Origin of the sequence: Mesomycoplasma ovipneumoniae SC01 (genome assembly GCF_000218525.1) — a bacterium.
Lineage (GTDB): Bacteria > Bacillota_I > Bacilli_A > Mycoplasmatales > Metamycoplasmataceae > Mesomycoplasma > Mesomycoplasma ovipneumoniae_A.
The window spans coordinates 38,542-53,148 of sequence record NZ_AFHO01000012.1 but is presented as its reverse complement, the minus strand read 5'-3'; the positions used below and the strand labels follow the sequence as shown (position 1 = coordinate 53,148).

Below are 14,607 nucleotides of genomic sequence, written 5' to 3'. Positions count from 1 at the left end.
ATTATGTTGGCATACATAATTAAAAAAATTTCGAAGTTTTTCAACCAAAAATTCAAAAAAAGCCGGAAATTATGGTATAATTTTATAATTAGTATTGCTTTTAAAAGGAAATATATGATTGAGGACAATAAAAACCATAAAGATAACGAAGAAATCAAAGAAATTGATTCTAGCTTAAATAGTGAAGATGACAAATCTGATGACTCAGACCAAATTTTCGAAGTTAAACCAACAATTTTAGAAACAGTAACTGACAATATTGTTCCAATTAAAATCGAAGATGAAATGAAAGTTTCATTTCTTGATTATTCAATGTCGGTTATTGTTTCAAGAGCTCTACCTGATGTTCGCGATGGACTAAAGCCTGTTCATAGACGAATTTTATACACAATGAGTGAACTTGGAATAACTTCAGGAACTAGTTATAAAAAATCAGCTAGAATTGTCGGTGATGTTCTTGGAAAATATCACCCACATGGTGATGCTTCTGTTTATGATTCAATGGTTCGAATGGCTCAACCTTTTTCACTACGCTACCCACTTATCGACGGGCACGGAAATTTTGGTTCAATTGATGGCGATGAAGCTGCGGCAATGCGTTATACTGAGGCACGACTTTCAAAAATTTCTAATAAAATGATTGAAGGTATTAAAAAAAATACTGTAAATTTCAGACCTAATTATGATGCAAGTGAAATGGAACCCGAAATTTTACCAGCACGATTTCCAAATTTATTAGTTTCAGGGGTTTCTGGAATTGCTGTTGGAATGACCACCAAAATTCCTCCGCATAATTTAGGCGAAATTATTGAAACTTTCATTACTTTTGCAAGAAATCCAAATATTGACATTGATGATTTAATTGAGACTCTTCCTGGTCCAGATTTTCCAACAGGCGCAATAATTTCGGGAAAAAAGGGGATAAATCAAGCATATTTAACCGGAAAAGGTACTTTTTGAATTAGATCAAAAGCAAAAATTGAACACTTAAATTCAGGTAGATCACGAATTATTTTTTACGAAATTCCTTATGAAGTTAAAAAACCTTCTATTATCGAAAAGGTTGCCTTTTTAGTAAAAAATAAGAAAATTCTTGGAATTAAAGATATTCGTGATGAAAGTACTCGTCACGGAATTCGTGTTGTTTTTGATATTAAAAAAGGATTTAATCCTGAAGTTATTTTAAATAAACTTTATCACAGCACCGATTTACAAATTAGTTATTCAATAAACATGCTTGCGCTTGTAAAAGGTGTGCCAAAATTAATGAATTTAAAGGAAATTTTAACTCATTATCTTGAACACCAAAAAGAAATTAATCTTCGTGCGCTGAACTTTGACTTGGAAAAAGCTAGTGAAAGACTTAATATTTTAAGCGGTTTAAAAATTGCTATTGAAAACATTGACAATGTAATTGCTATTATAAAATCTTCAAGTTCAGACCAAATTGCTCAAGAAAGATTAGCCCAAACTTATAATTTAAATCCTGTCCAGACAAAAGCAATAATTGACATGCGTCTTGGTCGGCTAACTAGTTTGGCAATCGAAAAATTAATTAGTGACATTGAAAGTCTAAAAATCGAAATTGATGAGATTAAGTCAATAATTGAATCACCTGAAAAACTAATTGAATTAATTATTACCCAACACAAAGCAACCGCTGAACAATTCAGTGATCCACGAAGATCTGAAATTATTACCGAAATTATACGACTTAATGAAGAAGATTTTATCCCTAATGAAAAAGTAATTATTTCACTGACACAAAATAACTATGTAAAAAGGTTAAATTTAGAAGAATATCGGCTACAAAATCGTGGTGGTTTCGGTGCCTCGGTTTCAAATTTATACAAAGATGACGAGCTAAAATCTGTTTGCATCACAAACACCCACAGCGATCTTTTAATTATTTCTTCACGGGCTAAAATTTTCAAACTTCGGGCTCACCAAATTCCTGATAGTTCAAAACAAGGAAAAGGTCTCCCTTTTTTAAATCTTGTACAAGTACAAAAAGATGAAAATATTAGCGCTTTAATTCCTTGAAATCAACAATATAATGACCACTGACTTATCACAGTTTCTGCTTTTGGTTATATTAAAAAAACGGAACTTTCAGAGTTTAGTTATATTCCAAAAAATGGAAAAATCGCTTTAAAACTTGTTGAGGGAGATTATTTAAAATCAGCCTTTATTGCGCCAGCAAATTCTGAAATCAATATTATTTTAGCCTCATCCCAAGGGCTTGTAAATCGTTGACCAATTAAATTATTACGAAATACCGGTCGGGCTTCAATCGGTGTTAAAGGAATCGCTCTTGAAGAAGGACACAAAATAGTTGGCGCTTGTTACACTTTTGGCAATGATTTTGTCTTTAATTTAAGCAAACATGGTTATGGGAAAAAAACTCCTGTTGAAGAATATCGACTAACCGGAAGAGCAACTAAAGGATTAAAAGGTCTAAACGACGAAAAGGCTGGCGATCTTATTTTTGTAGGGACAATTGGCCCAGATCAGGAAGCAATAATTATCACTAAAAGAGGTTTTGCAATTAGAATTGATCTTGATAGCGTTCCAATAATTAGTCGTAGGACAAAAGGGGTAAAATTAATTAAACTCAAAGGTGAAGACGAAATAAGTTTTGTTACTTTAATTAAAAAAGAGACAAATTAGTCTATCAATTTTAGACAAATCACTAACAAATTCACAGTTAAAGAAAATTTATGTGCATTAAAGTTACAAAATCTAAAGACTTTAAAATCCTAATTTTGCATTTTACAGTGTAATTTAGACGCTGATTTAAAGTCTTAAATTCATCCCTTTTCTTAATTTCTGACATCAAACTGGTAAACCCAAGAAAAATAACTATCAAAGAAAAACACTGAATTTTAAATCTAACCATAATAAAGGAAAAAATACAACTACTATTTAAACTCAATGCAAAAAGAAAACTCGTTTTTATTTACACTGAGCCTAAAAAAATATATGAAGTTTTGAAAGAACAATAACCAAAAGACCTAAATTTATAGATTTCTAAACGGGTAAATTTAAGGCATTCCATCATATTTAAAAATATAATGGATAATTCGCATTTTTTGATTTTTTTAGTCAAAAAACATAACTAAATCCCCCTTAATTCAATATCAAAATTTATTAATTTATTCTTAGTGAAAGTTATTATAACACAATTTTATTTTTGGTGAAGCATTTTTTTTTTTTTTTGCAAAGGGTTAATTTTAAAACAATAAAAATTAAGATTTTAGGTCAAAAAACATGGATTTACCGGTGTTTTTTTATATTTAGATTCACTAAAATGTGAATTTTAGGCATCAAACTGTCAAACTCAGGAATAAAATGCTGAAAAATTAACTAAAACAATACAATCAAAATCATAGATAAAAGCAATAATCTTAATTTTTTGCACTAATTTAGGGGCTTTAGATAATTGCCTTAAAACAGTTATATTGAATCTTGTTTTTCAGACTTAATTAGACTAGCCTCAAAAAATCGCTTTTTGATGCAGCGATATGTTCACTTAATAAATATATCTTCTAACATAAAAACAAATAGAGAAATGATAGCAATAACAAATCATAATGCTTCAATTTTTAACCAAAATGTCGGTTCATCAACAATAAAATGATTAAAGAATACAAAAATTGTTGAAAAAATAAGAATTCAAATTGATAAAATATAAAAAAATAAAATTTTAAATAAGTAATAGAAAAACTTTTTTTTGTTAAAATTTTTTTCATTTTTATTAAAAATTGAAGCAAAAATAAATGTATAAAATCAATAATAGTTTTGAACCTCAGCTACAACCCAGTCAAATTCACTAATTTCCTTGCGGTTCCTTAACTTGATATTACGATATTTAAAAGAACGTCTAGTATACTTAGGGGTGTTAATTACATCTGTTAAAAGGCTAATTATTATGTAGTTATATTTATATTTTCAACAAATTTTTCTTGATTTCTTCCTCTTCTTTTTACAATTTTCAGTGTCAACAAGAACAGAATTTACAAAAGATTCTAAATTAAAATTTTGTAAAAATTCAAAGGTTGTGGTTTTATTTTTCAAATCATATTTTCGGTATAAAAATTTCTTAAAAAAGTAAATAACAAATTTTGCTCAAAAAGCATTTAAAAAGAATCCAAAAAATGCAATGAAAGAATATATCACCACATTCATAATATTCGGAAATCAAATGTTATAGTCATAAAAATAATTATCTTTATTTTCAAGGCTAAAAATAAAATTTTCACCAAAAGTAAAAAAATGAACTCTGTAAACAAAAATTAACAAAAATAATGAAATGGTTAAAATGATTGAAAATAAATGAAGAATTAAATAGAAAAGTCGCGAAATTATTCTGGTTTTAAAGTATAAAATCCCCTCAAAACTGTTGTATTCTACAAGTAAATCAAATAATTTATAATAGCTGTTAGTGCCAAAAAATGGGATAAACAAAATTCAATTGTTAAATTTTAAATTAAAAAATTTTTCTAAACTTTCTTTCTTAAACATTATCTAATTAAATTGGTTAGCCTCTATTTTGATACAAATTTCAAGTTCCATTTTGAATTATATCGATTATACTAACTGTCCTTTAAATTTGTTTGAATTATACAAAATTATTAAATTAATTTTAACATAATTTAATTAGTATAAAAAGTATAAATTGCAATTTAAAATACATTAATAAAAAAATAGACACACCTTTTTGATGCATCTAAATTAATGTTTTTTTCTTTATTTTTAAAGTGATTTTTTAATCTATTTAAAATTTCAGATTTTAAATTTTACCTCATTTTTGTAAGGTTTTTTTGGTTTTAGCCGAAACTTTAATACGAACTTTTTGCCCTGAGGCAGTTTTTAAAACTATTTGTTGTAAATTTAAATTAAATTTACGCTTTGTTGCATTTAGGGCGTGAGAACGGTTATTTCCGCTCATTGGTCCACGTTGTGAAATTGGGTCTTTTCTTGCCATTTTTTTCCTCCTGTAATAAGAAAGGGATTATTTTCGACCTTTTTCTAAAGCAATTTTGATGATATTATCAAATTCAGTTTTGCGATTAATTGCCATTTCAGCAAGCATTTTACGATTAATTCCAATGTTTGCAAGTTTGATTTTATGCATTAATTGTGAATATGAAATTCCTTGGTCACGTGCTGCAGCATTTATTCTACTAATTCATAATTTTCGAAATTCACGTTTACGCTGTTTTCGATCACGAAAAGCATAGGTTCAAGATTTAATTACTGCTTGTTTTGCAACTTTAAATCCGATTGATTTATGTCCTCAATAACCTTTTGCTAATTTTAATCAACGACGGCGACGCTGGCGCGTTACACTTCCACCTTTGACTCTCATAATAAAATTTCTCCTTTTATATAATGTAGTTTCAAAAAATTTAGTGAATTCTTTGAATTAATTAAATTAGTTTTTTTATTCTTTTGTAATCTGAAGGATCGATTAAAGTAGCTTTTCTTGATTGGCGCTTTTGTTTTGTAGTTTTATTTTGCGCTAAATGTGAGCGATATGCATGTCCGTGTTTAATTTTTCCGGTTGCAGTAACCTTAATTCTTTTTTTCAATGCTGACTTTGTTTTTAATTTGATTTTAGGCATTTTTTTCCTTATTTTGAATTTCTTCGTATTCTAAAAGTTCTTTTAGCTGTTTTGAAGAAGTGAATTTAGGTAGTTTTTTGCGATCACGTTCAAGATGCATAACTAAAAAATTACCGTTTTGTGAAATCTCCTTGCTTTTTTTTGCAATGTATTTCAACTGATCAAAAAATATCTCAAGTGTTATTTTACCTTGATCAATTCGGGTAATTTCACGACCACGAAAACGAAGAGCAATTTTTACACGGTCGCCATCAAGAATGAACTCTCTAGCTTTTTTTGATTTTACAAGGATATCTTGCTTGTTAATATTAAAACTAACCCGTATTTCGCGGTTATTAGTAAAGGATTGCTTTTCCTTTTCTTCCTTTTTTTTCTTTTTTATGTCGTAACGAAACTTACCATAATCAAGAATTTTTGCTATTGGAACTTTTTGAACTTTTTCATCTTTAGTTTTTACTTCTTTAATTGAAATTAAAACTAAGTCAAGTCCTTTGGATTTTGCAAGTTCAAGCGCTTCTTTAGTCGGAGTTTTTCCAATTTTTTCGTTGTCAGATCCTACTAAAAAAACGTTAGGAAACATAATATTTTCGTTAATTTGGTGATCTTGTTGTGGCTTTCTTTGAAAAAGATTTTTAGGATTCAAAATTTAAATTTATCTCCATTTTCAATGGTTTTTACTGTGTTTATACAAAAAATCTTAAAAAGTATTAAATTATAATTTAAACAAAAAAATAATAATCTTTGTTTGCTAGGTAAACCCAAGATCTTGCGATCTTCAGGTGAGAGCAAATCTACTTTCTGCAAATAAAAATTTGCATTATAATTATACTTAATTTTTAAATTTTCAAAAGCAAATTTTTAAAAATTTAAAAATTAATAAACAAATTGCACCATTTTTTCGTTTTCTACAACTAAAAAGGTGTCTCCCTTTTCAGCTCCAAAAGGTTTTAAAACATTACGTGCTAAATTAAAATCACTTTTTATTGCGTTAAATTCGGAAATAGAATTAATTGAAACAAAAACTGAAGATGTTATTCCAAATCCTGAAATTAATTTTTCATTATTTACAACACCAATAACGGCGGTATTTGGACGAAACTTAGCTATTGCTTTTAAAAGTTCACCGGTTCTTGATAGAACAACAGTATATTTTATTTCATTTTCATAAGCAAGGTGAGCTAATTTGTGAGCAATTTTTGCTCGAGGGCCTTTTGAATTTTTGGTAATTACTGCCAACTGTTTTGTATAAAAAAGCTTATTATAGAACTCTTTTTCTGCTCTTTTATTAATTACGGACATAACCTGAACTGACTCAATTGGAAATTGTCCTTGGGCTGATTCACCAGACAACATTGTCGCATCAGCACCTAATTCGGTTGCTCAATAAACATCAGAAACCTCAGCACGAGTTGGTTGAGAAGATTTTTCCATTGAATCAAGCATTTGTGTTGCCACAACAACAGTTTTGCCAGCAAAGCGACACTTTCTAATTATTCTTTTTTGTTGATATGGAACTTCTTCATAAGGAACTTCCAATCCTAAATCACCACGGGCAACCATAATTCCATCAGATAACTCGATAATTTCGTCGATATTTTCAAGACCTAATGTTGATTCGATTTTTGAAATTATTTGAATATGAGAACCACCGTTTTCATCTAAAAGTTTACGTAATTCCTTGACATTTTCTGCTGAATTTACAAAGGATGCAGCAACATAATTAATATTTTCTGAAATGCCAAAAAGCACGTCGTTAATATCTTTTTGAGATAAAAAAGGCAATGAAAAAGGAACACCAGGCATATTTAGGCGCTTATTTGGTTTTAAAATGTGAGAATTTTTTGTCTTTACTACAACTTTTCCATCTTCAATTTCAACAACTTCTGATTGTAATTTACCATCATCAAAAAGAACTCTGTCGCCAACTTTTAAGTCTTTATCAATTTCGTGTGAAACAGTTATTACTTGGTCAGTTCCTTCAAAATTTTCATAAGAATCTTTATCAGTTAGGACAGTTAAGTGTTGATTTGCAAGAATTTTTTGCGAACCATTAAGGATTTTACCTACACGGATTTCAGGTCCTTTTGTGTCAAGCATAATTGAAATCGGAATTTGAAGTTCTTCAGAAGCTTTACGAGCATTTTCGAATTTTTGACGCTGTTCTTCATATGTTCCATGAGAAAAATTAGCGCGAATTACACTAACTCCAGCCAAAACTAATTTTTTTAAAACCTCATAATCTTGGGTCGATGGGCCGATTGTTGCAATTATTTTCGTTCTTTTTGAAATATAATTTTTCATTGCATTCATGATTTTTGTTTGTGTCCTTGTTTTTAGTTTTCAAATTGTTGAAAATATATAAAAAATTATTTATAATTATAATATCAAACTAAAAAATATTAGCAAATTTTTAATGTTTTTTTTAAAAAATCAGGACCTGAACCTTCAAAATTAAGGTTTTTATCTATTTTTGACTTGTTAATAAAAATTTCAAGTTCTTTTTCAGTTTGAAAATGAGGTGAAATTAAATTTATAGCCTCTAAATTCTCTCAATTAAATGATAAGAAAATTTGGCTAACTTCAAAATTCTCAACAATAATTTTGAAGTTATTTTCAAATTTATCAAAATTTTTAAAAAAATCCAATTTGACTTTATAGAAATTCAACAACTTACTTTCATTTTTAAAAGAAAACTCACCAAAAATATCAATTTTTTTTGGTGAGTTTCCAACAAAAGAGTAAATATCAACATTAATTTTGTTTGAATTAAATTTAATGGTTTGGATACTATTGTCAGCAAATGAATCAGATTTAATTTGGCTAACTCATTCAGGAATTACGAGGTTTTCAATTTGATTATCTGCAAAAATTGAGCTATTTAATATAGTTACTTTTTCAGGAATTTTAATATTCCTTATTATATTAGATTCAAAAGCTGAGTCTAAAATAATTTCAACATTTGGGCCAAAAACTACTTCCTCAATTTTATTTAACATGAAAGCAGACTCGCCAATTTTTAAAAGTGAATTTGGCAAAATTAGTTTTTTTATTTCTAAATTCATTCCTGAAAAAGCAAAATCATCAATTTCTTGAAAATTAAAGGATGATAAATCCAAAATTTTTCCTTGCAAAAATTTTGGATTTTTAATTATTTTTAATGCTTCATCGCGGGATAATATGAAAACCTGCACTTTTTTCCTAAATTTTTCCTTTTTTAGATATATTTTGGCCTTTTGACTAATTTTGGACGAAAGGAGATACAAATAATGAAAAAACAACCAAACCAAAATTTCGTTAAATTAAGCGAAAAAGATAAACATGAAACTGGCGGAGCTGGTGCTTTTGCTGTTATTTCAAACATAGCAACTGCTGTTGGAAAAATAGCACCTGCTTTATTGGGCGCTGCGGCTGTTTATCGAACTTTTACAACAGGATCCGGTGAAATTAAAAGTGACGGTCACACTGTAAAATGAGATGATTCAAAGCTTGCTAAAGCAGAAGCAGAAAAAGCACTAAAACAACCAATTTATTTTATTTATTAGCTTAATTACTATTAAATTTTAATATAACAAAAAGAATTTTAAACTATTATTTATAAATTAATTGTTCATTTTCTTCTTGGCCAAATTCTAAAATAAAAGCCTCAATTAAATCAGTTGCAGCTTTAATGTCAGAAATACTAATTAGGCCATATGTTGAATGTAAATAGCGCTGCGGAATTGAGATGCTAACTGTAGGAGTTCCGTATCCAGAATATTGAAGTTCTTCTGCATCAGTCCCTCCACCTTGAGAAACATATCGGTAAATCGGTATGTTTCTTTCTTTGGCAATTCTAAAAATAATGTCAACAAGTCTTGGATCCATCAATGCGCCACCATCTGCAATGTCAATAGCAACTCCGGCTCCTAATTTTTGCACACCAGGGATTGCATCCTCGGTATCGTGCGCAGCACCTGTATCAATTGCAAAAGCAACATCAGCTTTAATCATTTTTGCAACCATTTTTGCACCACGTGAACCAACTTCTTCTTGGACAGTTCCTACTAAAATTGGATTAGATTTTAAATTTTTATTATGCAAACGATGAGCAAGTTCGTCAATTACAACAACACCAGCACGGTTATCTATCGCTTTTGATGCAAAATAATCTTGATTATGCATCAAAAAACTAGGATTGCTAAAGTAAATTCTGTTTCCTATTTCAACTGAAAGATCTTGGGCTTCTTTTTTTGATCTAAAGCCAAAATCAAAGTAAAGATCTTTTACCATCAAAGCTTTTTCAATTTTCTGGCGTTCCATAATGTGAATTGAAGTATGACCAGCAACACCGTAAAATTCTTGACCTAAAGAATTTATTAACTTAAATTTAGCACCAATTACAGCATTTCCTCAAATACCACCAACAGATTTTACTTTTATATAACCTTTTTCGGTAATATCTAAAACAATGAAACCAACCTCATCCATATGTGCCGCAACAACTATTTTAGGTCCAGAATTTTGCTTTTTTTGTTGCATAATCAATGACCCAAAACCGTCACGAGAATAACTTAAATCAAGATCAGCAGTTGATCTTTTTAATTCAGCAACAATTTCGTCCTCATAACGGGACATCCCATCAATATCGCAATATTTTTTTAATTTTTCTAATATCTGCATAACAAATTCCTTTAAACGTTTTTGATATAAAATTATACACTTTTTTCTATAAATTCCAATTAATTTGCTCTTTATTTTTTAGTTTTAAAAAATCATTCATTTTTCCAAAAACTCTTGAATTTTCTAGCGATCTTCAAAAACCTAAGGGAGAAGGATGTGAATAAAAAAACACTTTTTGAGCAGAAAAATCCATATTTTTAAGGCAAGTTTTAGCTTTTTGACCTAAAATTAAAAAGACAACGTCTTTTTTGTTGTTCACTATAAAATTTATTAAATTAAGACTAAAAGTTTGTCATCCTATTTTTTCGTGTGAATTAGGACTTGATTCTCTGACAGAAAGCACTATATTTAGCAAAAGAACGCCTTGTTTTGCTCAATTTTGGAGATTTCCATCTGTTTTTGAAAAGTTTGGATATGATTTTTTTATTTCAGAAAAAAGATTTTTAAGCGATGGGGGTAAAATTTTCGCCCGACTGGAAAAAGCAAGTCCATCCGCTTGTCCTTTTTGATGATAAGGGTCTTGACCGACAATTACTATTTTTAAATTTTCAATACTTGTTAGCTCGATGGCGCGAAATAAATCTTGTTTTTCCGGGTATATTTGGTAATTTTTGTATTCAACTTCTAGTGTTTTTTCAAGCTGTTGGAAATAAGTTTTTTTTGTTTCTTGTTCTAAAAAGGTGGCAAAAGTTGGTCTAGATTTCATAAGTGAAATTATAACAAACTAAAAAAATAATTTTTTTGATTTTTTAATAAAAGTGGTATAATTTTTTTGTTTATTTTGTTAAACCATCCCATACCAAAAAGGTTAAAATCTAAATAATTTCAGTATTTAGTGCCTTTAGGATGATTATTCATAGGAGTATCTTATGTTTGCAATTATTAAAACCGGTGGTAAACAGCTTTTAGTTGAAAAGGATCAAACAATTTTTATTGAAAAAATTGATAAAAACGAAGGTGAAAGTGTAATTTTCACAGATGTTCTTTTTATTAATGGAAAAATTGGAACTCCTTTTGTTGAAAACGCAAGTGTTGTTGGCGTTGTCGAAAAGCAAGGCCGTGGTAAAAAAATTGTCGTTTACCGTCACAATCCAAAATCAACTCACAAACGTAAATTAGGGCACAGACAACCCTTTACCCGCGTAAAAATAACAGAATTGAAGGGATAATTTAGAAATGGCAAAGACCAAAGCTGGTGGTTCTACCAAGAATGGCCGTGATTCGATAGGTCGTAGACTCGGCCAAAAAATCGCTGATGGACAATTTGCGCTAACTGGTTCAATAATTTACCGTCAAAGGGGAACTAAAATTTACCCTGGATTAAATGTTGGAATTGGTGGCGATGATACTTTATTTGCACTTGCAGATGGAATTGTAAAATTTCATAAAACTAGAAAGCGCAAATATGCAACAGTTATTGTTAGCGATTAAACCAGGAAAAAAGCTAACACTTTGAGTGTTAGCTTTTTTAAATTTTCAAATGCAACAAAAAGGAGAATACTAATGTCAAGACACTTTATAAAAACCGAGTTTGATATGATTTATAAAATTTACAATGAATTTGGATTAAAACAAACAATAAATTATATAAATGATATTTCGCCAGATAAAAATTTTATAACTAGAAAACATCTAGATCTAAGAATCAAAAAAAATATTCGATGCTATAATAATGGTATGCAAGATCAATTGTTAAATAAAAAGGGTTCAAACAGAAAGCCAGGTAGTCGCGGACCTAAAAAACAAATTGAACCCGATTGAAACGAATTTACAATAGAAGAATTAATAGAAATAGCTAAGAGATATTACGAAATAACTAAAGATAAATCAGAATAAATCAGAATCAGGAAAATTTAGTGAAGCAAAAACTAAATATTCCCTACAGCGATTAAACCAGGACAAAAAAAGCCAACACCTTAGTATTAACTTTTTTTGTCCTGGTTTACTTTTTTAAGATTATCTCATCAAACTAGGAAGTTCGGGAAAACACTAAAAAATTACTTAGATCAGCCTAAATTTTTCACTAACTCTTTTTTGTAATCTTCAACGCCAGGTTGATTAAATGGATTAACTCCGAGCAAATAAGCCGACATTGCGCATGCTTTTTCAAAAAACATTACTAAATGACCGAATGCTTTTGGCGAGCTGTCTTCAACTTGAATTACAAAATTAGGGTTATTTCCTTGCTCTGAATGTGCTAGTGTTGTTGCTAAAAATGCTTGATAATTAATTTCATTTAAGGTTTTTCCTGAAAGTGTGTTAATTTTTGTTTCAAAAGTTGGCAACTTTTTAATTTCAATGTCAAATTTTGGTTTCTTTATATAAATAACGGTTTGAAAAAAATTTTTAGTTCCTGATTGAATAAATTGACCAAGTGAATGCAAATCTGTAGTAAAAATTGCAGAAGCTGGAAAAATTCCTTTTAAATCTTTTCCTTCAGATTCACCAAAAAGTTGTTTTCACCACTCATTAAAATACATTAAAAATGGTTCATATGAAACTAAAATTTCAGTTTTATAGTCATGATTTTTGTAAAGTAAAAAACGAGAAAGTGCGTATTTATAGGCTAAATTTTCTTCAACAAGCTCTTTTGAATAACTCTTGTGCGCTTGTTTTGCTCCTTCAATTACCTCAAAAACATCAATTCCAGCAAATATCATTGGAAAAAATCCAACAGATGAAAGAACGCTAAAACGGCCACCAATTGAGTCAATAACTTCAAATGTTTCAAAATTATTTGCTTTTGCTATTTCTAAAAGTTCACCAGATTTAAAACCTGTTGTAACAAAAGTCCTATTTTTTGCCTCTTTTTCCCCAACTTGATCAACTAAAAATTGGTATAAAATTTGAAATGTTACTGCTGGCTCAATTGTCGATCCAGATTTGGATATAACATTTATTGCGAATTTTTTTGTCTTTAAATATTCAAGTTTTTGGGCTAAATCTGTTGATGATAGCGAATTTCCTAAAAAAATAACCTCAGGTTTATTATCAAAAGGACCAAGACCGCCTGTAAAATCAATAGCAGCTTTTGCGCCCAAATATGAACCACCAATTCCAATTACAACTAAAATATTAATAGAGTCTTCATGTAATTTTTGGATTTTTTGCTGCATTTTTTTGATTTCATCAAAATTAACAGCGGAATTAGGAAAATCATTCCAACCTAAAAAATTAATATCAGGACTAGATTTTGAATTAATTTTTTCGTGAATTTCAGCAACTTTTTGCTGAAATTTACTATAATTCAGGTTTATTTTTGACTTTATTTCTAAACTTAGACTCATAATTTATTTGCTCCTCGCATAATTTTTGTAGATTTTTAAATCCTGATTGAGTTTCTAAAAGATGTTCGGCTTCATTGTAGTAAATTACTCTACGACTATCTGAAAGTGATGCTTTTTTGTTAAAATGAGAAATTGTCTCAATTTTTAGAATAAGTTGTTGCCCTATTTGGTAATAATTGTCAATTTTTCGTCCATTTGTTAGTTGTTTTGCATCTAAAAAAACAACGCCAACATAGTCATTAGGCATTGAAACCCAAAAATATTTTTTATGTAGAGATTTTATTTTGCATAGTACTTTGTCACCGATATCCATATTTTACTCGCTTTTTGTTGTTTTTGTTTAATCAAATAAATTTACTTGTGTTATTTTAGAAATTTTACCAAAAACTCACAGTTATATTATTTTTTTAGTGCTGTATTGTTTGTTTTTGTCGTGGTCTGAAAATCTTCAATTGGCAAAAAAGGCCGTAAATTACGGGCTTTAATGATTTTTCAGACGTTGATATCACCAATTCGATCAACTGAAATAAAAGTTGGAATTAATGAATTATTTTTTCCTGGGTTTACCAGTTAGATTGCAAAAATTAAGACAAAGGGTTGAATTTAACACATCAAATCAGCAAATGATATTTAAAAATCGCGATGGGTTTCTAGTTATCAAAATATTTGAAATAGACATGATTTCTACTTTGATATCTTAATAAATCAGTAAAAAAAGGTAATTAACTTTTGCTAAAAAAGTTAAAAAAGCATAGAAAGCCCGAGATTTTTTTAAAATTATCTCATCAAACTCGTAAACTTGGGAAGACCCAAAGTAAAATAAATTAGTAGAAAAATTAGCAAAAGTGGCACAATCAAAATCATAGATAGAAATTATTTGTCTGAATTTTTTCTGCTAATTTTAATAATTTTTACCCTTCAAAAAGTCAAAATGTCAGCGATGTTTTTGGGAAATAAAGAACCACAGGAATAATGACATAACCTAGAAAAAGAAATAAGAGTGGTAGTAATCAAACAGCAACATCTTCTTGAAA

General features: G+C 29.1%; 16 protein-coding genes. 5 read left to right on the top strand and 11 right to left on the bottom strand.

Annotated features, from left to right (window positions below; all coding sequences use genetic code 4):
- Positions 1-114: 114 nt before the first annotated feature.
- Positions 115-2,670, top strand: a complete 2,556-nt coding sequence (gyrA, locus tag MOSC01_RS0102655) for a DNA gyrase subunit A (protein WP_010321265.1) — start codon at positions 115-117, stop codon at positions 2,668-2,670.
- A 786-nt stretch (positions 2,671-3,456) separates the two neighbouring features.
- On the opposite strand, the gene MOSC01_RS0102650 is transcribed toward gyrA, so the two are convergent.
- The 7 genes from MOSC01_RS0102650 to MOSC01_RS0102620 form a co-directional block, all read right to left on the bottom strand.
- Complete coding sequence (locus tag MOSC01_RS0102650; protein ID WP_010321264.1) at positions 3,457-4,524, bottom strand: hypothetical protein; 1,068 nt, start codon at positions 4,522-4,524, stop codon at positions 3,457-3,459.
- Between the two features lie 268 nt (positions 4,525-4,792).
- The gene (gene rpmB / locus MOSC01_RS0102645; protein ID WP_010321263.1) at positions 4,793-4,987 is read right to left on the bottom strand and encodes a 50S ribosomal protein L28; all 195 of its coding nucleotides are present in this window, start codon (positions 4,985-4,987) and stop codon (positions 4,793-4,795) included.
- Positions 4,988-5,014: 27 nt separating this feature from the next.
- The gene (gene rplT / locus MOSC01_RS0102640) at positions 5,015-5,371 is read right to left on the bottom strand and encodes a 50S ribosomal protein L20 (RefSeq protein WP_010321262.1); all 357 of its coding nucleotides are present in this window, start codon (positions 5,369-5,371) and stop codon (positions 5,015-5,017) included.
- A gap of 61 nt (positions 5,372-5,432) precedes the next feature.
- Positions 5,433-5,627, bottom strand: a complete 195-nt coding sequence (gene rpmI / locus MOSC01_RS0102635) for a 50S ribosomal protein L35 (RefSeq protein ID WP_010321261.1) — start codon at positions 5,625-5,627, stop codon at positions 5,433-5,435.
- Complete coding sequence (gene infC / locus MOSC01_RS0102630) at positions 5,620-6,270, bottom strand: translation initiation factor IF-3 (RefSeq protein ID WP_010321260.1); 651 nt, start codon at positions 6,268-6,270, stop codon at positions 5,620-5,622. Before infC ends, rpmI begins: the two co-directional genes overlap by 8 nt.
- Positions 6,271-6,500: 230 nt before the next feature.
- Positions 6,501-7,937 carry a pyruvate kinase gene (gene pyk / locus MOSC01_RS0102625; RefSeq protein ID WP_010321259.1) on the bottom strand — a complete coding sequence of 479 codons (1,437 nt, stop codon included), beginning with the start codon at positions 7,935-7,937 and terminating at the stop codon, positions 6,501-6,503.
- Positions 7,938-8,026: 89 nt separating this feature from the next.
- A complete protein-coding gene (locus tag MOSC01_RS0102620; RefSeq protein ID WP_010321258.1) occupies positions 8,027-8,818 on the bottom strand; it encodes a leucine-rich repeat domain-containing protein in 792 nt (263 codons plus the stop codon).
- Between the two features lie 75 nt (positions 8,819-8,893).
- Here MOSC01_RS0102620 and MOSC01_RS0102615 point away from each other — a divergent pair, with 75 nt between their 5' ends.
- Entirely contained in the window at positions 8,894-9,169 is a 276-nt protein-coding gene (locus tag MOSC01_RS0102615) for a hypothetical protein (protein WP_010321257.1), read from the top strand.
- A 46-nt stretch (positions 9,170-9,215) separates the two neighbouring features.
- Here MOSC01_RS0102615 and MOSC01_RS0102610 read toward each other — a convergent pair whose 3' ends face one another.
- On the bottom strand, positions 9,216-10,286 hold the full coding sequence (locus tag MOSC01_RS0102610) for a M20/M25/M40 family metallo-hydrolase (protein WP_010321256.1): 1,071 nt from the start codon (positions 10,284-10,286) through the stop codon (positions 9,216-9,218).
- Positions 10,287-10,332: 46 nt separating this feature from the next.
- Positions 10,333-10,992 (bottom strand): uracil-DNA glycosylase, encoded by a 660-nt coding sequence (locus MOSC01_RS0102605; RefSeq protein WP_010321255.1) that lies wholly within the window; start codon positions 10,990-10,992, stop codon positions 10,333-10,335.
- Positions 10,993-11,155: 163 nt separating this feature from the next.
- On the opposite strand from MOSC01_RS0102605, the gene rplU reads away from it, so the two are divergent.
- The 3 genes from rplU (at position 11,156) to MOSC01_RS0102590 (ending at position 12,122) form a co-directional block, all read left to right on the top strand.
- Complete coding sequence (gene rplU, locus MOSC01_RS0102600; protein WP_010321254.1) at positions 11,156-11,455, top strand: 50S ribosomal protein L21; 300 nt, start codon at positions 11,156-11,158, stop codon at positions 11,453-11,455.
- 7 nt (positions 11,456-11,462) lie between these two features.
- Entirely contained in the window at positions 11,463-11,717 is a 255-nt protein-coding gene (gene rpmA, locus MOSC01_RS0102595) for a 50S ribosomal protein L27 (protein WP_010321253.1), read from the top strand.
- A gap of 72 nt (positions 11,718-11,789) precedes the next feature.
- On the top strand, positions 11,790-12,122 hold the full coding sequence (locus MOSC01_RS0102590; protein ID WP_010321252.1) for a hypothetical protein: 333 nt from the start codon (positions 11,790-11,792) through the stop codon (positions 12,120-12,122).
- A gap of 161 nt (positions 12,123-12,283) precedes the next feature.
- Here the strand turns inward: MOSC01_RS0102590 and MOSC01_RS0102585 are convergent, their stop codons facing one another.
- Together MOSC01_RS0102585 and MOSC01_RS0102580 are read right to left on the bottom strand one after the other, a co-directional pair.
- Entirely contained in the window at positions 12,284-13,573 is a 1,290-nt protein-coding gene (locus tag MOSC01_RS0102585) for a glucose-6-phosphate isomerase (protein ID WP_010321251.1), read from the bottom strand.
- Positions 13,527-13,820, bottom strand: a complete 294-nt coding sequence (locus tag MOSC01_RS0102580; RefSeq protein WP_141557552.1) for a hypothetical protein — start codon at positions 13,818-13,820, stop codon at positions 13,527-13,529. The genes MOSC01_RS0102585 and MOSC01_RS0102580 overlap by 47 nt, the downstream gene beginning before the upstream one ends.
- Positions 13,821-14,607: the final 787 nt, after the last annotated feature.